This is a genomic window from Elstera litoralis (assembly GCF_000963705.1).
Lineage (GTDB): Bacteria > Pseudomonadota > Alphaproteobacteria > Elsterales > Elsteraceae > Elstera > Elstera litoralis.
On record NZ_LAJY01000246.1, the window covers coordinates 1 to 2,743 of the forward strand.

Annotated in this window: 2 protein-coding genes; both read left to right on the forward strand. The window is 57.3% G+C overall.

Annotated elements, in window-relative coordinates; genetic code table 11:
• Positions 1–166: 166 nt before the first annotated feature.
• A complete protein-coding gene (locus VZ95_RS24050) occupies positions 167–346 on the forward strand; it encodes a hypothetical protein (protein ID WP_156995230.1) in 180 nt (59 codons plus the stop codon).
• Positions 347–540: 194 nt separating this feature from the next.
• The gene (locus VZ95_RS10375; RefSeq protein WP_045775773.1) at positions 541–2,472 is read left to right on the forward strand and encodes an asparagine synthase-related protein; all 1,932 of its coding nucleotides are present in this window, start codon (positions 541–543) and stop codon (positions 2,470–2,472) included.
• The last annotated feature ends 271 nt before the right edge of the window (positions 2,473–2,743 follow it).

The window sequence follows — 2,743 nt, forward strand, 5'->3', positions numbered from 1 at the left end:
ACTCTAAAATAAGTTGCATGTGCAGGCACGGGGGCCATCCTCCGTCAATCTGGGCGTGTACTTGTTCTTTGGGCGACAACAGAGTAATATGTGACCTGAATTGCGGCTTGGAGGCGTGGCAATGCGCCTCCCTTCGCTGTGATGCTTGAGCGGTAAATGAATTTGGGTGAGCCAAATGGAACAGCAGCACAATACCACCGAGAGCGTGTCGAACGCAGCCGCCCCCGAAACGCGCACGGCAGCTTGGGTTGCGCCGCTCAAGGCCATTAAGACGTTCTCAGTTGCCGAATTCACGCAGTTCGAGGGCAACCCGGGCTCCGACGGTACGCCGACGGCGCTGTCGTAACTTCGGCGCATTCAACGTCGTTTCAATCGTGCTGCTCACAAACCTCTCCGGGGGCGGGTTTCCCTGTAGCAATCACACCAAAATCGTGATCTAGAAAATAAACTCTCGACCAAGCGATAACCCGACAGTGGCACGTCCCTACTGCTCAATTAAACCGTTTCTCACATAAAACTTGCACCTCAGGCGGTATTCTTATGACGCATTTCCGGGGTTATATTGCGTTTGAGACGGAGATTCTTACTCAGCAAGACCGCGCGCGCGCCGGGGCCGCTTTTTTTGACGCAGGGCTGGGGAAACCCAAAACTTGGTCGGATGATGTGGCAGCCCTCGGGCTTGCTCAGCGATTTGTTACCGACGAAGATCTAAGGGAACGCCAACCAATTGCCGATTCGGCGGGCAGGGTTGTTCTGTTCAGCGGTTATCTGTTCGAGCCCGCTCAGGTTAGGGCGGACTTAGGTATTCCCCCTGAGTCTACCGACTCAGAAATCGTTTCGGGTTGGGTAGAGCGCTACGGGTTTGAAAATCTTCAACGCCTGAAGGGCGACTATACTTTTGCCGTGTGGGACCCGCAAAAACGCAGAGTCGATCTTGTCGTCTCCGCCATGGCGATGCGCATCGCCTATTGGCATGCGCGCCCGAACGGCTTTTGGTTCGCCACAATCCTGAGCGCCCTGCACCAGTTTCCCAGCGTCCCCAAAGTACTCGACCCGCTGGAACTGGCTATGAATTTTTCCGTTCACATAGCCGATCCCGCTAAGACACATTATAAAGATATTCACTTAGTGCCGCCGGGCACCCATCTCAGCGTGACGCAGCAGGGAGTGCAGGAGCGCGCCTTTTGGCGCCCCAACCCACGCCACCGTGTAAAGTTCCGCAAACCCGAAGACTATGCCGAAGCGGCGCTGGAACTTCTTGACCGTTCGGTAAAAGTGCGGTTGCGCGGGCGGCGCACGCCCGGCGTTCTGGTTTCGGGCGGGCTCGATAGTCCGGCGGTGGCGGCCTCCGCTGCGATACAGAGCGCTCCAGGCGAAGTGCAAACCTACACAGCGATACCCCACCCCGGCCAGTATATCGAAGGGCGTAAGGGTTGGTATAACAGCGAACAAGCAAGCGTTGAGGCGCTTGCGGCCCAATACCCTAACATCCGCCCAGGCTTTTACAGTTCCGCCGGTCCCGCTGGGTTCGAAGAAGATCCTACGCCGTTCTTCGTTGCGGGCGGGCGGAATTTTTTCGGGGGCAACCATTTTGGTTGGTTCGACCCGACCTACCGCGCCGCCCGCGCCGATGGGCATGACGTCGTGCTGATGGGGTCAATGGGTAATATGGCGCTGAGTTTCGACGGGCTTCGCACGATGAGCGATTTCGCCCGGAGCGGGCGCATCGATAAACTACTGACGCTAGCGATACCGGCGATACGTTTTATCGGTCGGTCCCTCAAAGATATAATGAAGTACCACATCCTGCTAACGGCCCTACCGCCAAAACTGCGCGACTCCCAGTGGCGACTCCGGCATCCGGGGCAGGAGCCTTGGGCACGCATCACCGCGATGCGCCCTGAGTTTGGAAAAAAAATCGGTTTTAATGAAGCGCTTTGGGCGGCGGGCGAGGATGGGATGTTTTTGCACCAAGCCAGTAGCCGCGAGATGCAAGCCAATTTCCTCCATAATCGCCGTACTCGGAACCTGGAAATGTGGCTTGCTCTGCGCGCCTATTATGGGCTTGAGCAGCGCGACCCTTATGCCGACGCCGACCTTGTCGATTTCTGCATCGGCATTCCACGCGATCAATATTTGTGGGGCGGGCAAACGCGCAGTTTGATGCGCCGGACGCTTGCTAATCGGCTTCCATCGCGGATTGTCAATGAACGGAAGATCGGCCAGCAGAACCCAGAGTGGTTCGCGCGGATTTCGGCCCAGCGCGAGAGTTTCTTAGCTGAAGTAGAACGTTTAGCGCGCGTCCCGCTCGCCGCCGAGATGCTGGACCTGCCGCGCCTCAAAGAGATGCTGGACAATTGGCCGAAAGATGCCGACGCGGCAATACCCCGGCGCTTCGAGTTCGAGCATATGCTGCCCCGCGCCATTCAAACGGGCCGGTTCATCCGTTGGAGCGAGGGCGGCAATCAGTAACGGCTTTGGGATCCTCAAACGGCACCAGCCTCAACTGATTCTTGCCCCTCGCCGCGCCCAAGACTATCATTGTATGGGTTAGTGCGATGGGTTCGGTCTTCTGGCTGGCGCCTCGCGTAATTTTAGTTTTGGGCCGAATCAGCTAGGGTATGTTACATGGAAACGCCGTTACCGAACCTTAAGAACCTTCCTAACGCCGTATCCCCGGAAGCACAGCCGATGGGCTGGGTTGCGCCCCTCCAATCGCTTCGGACATTTTCGATTGCCGAGT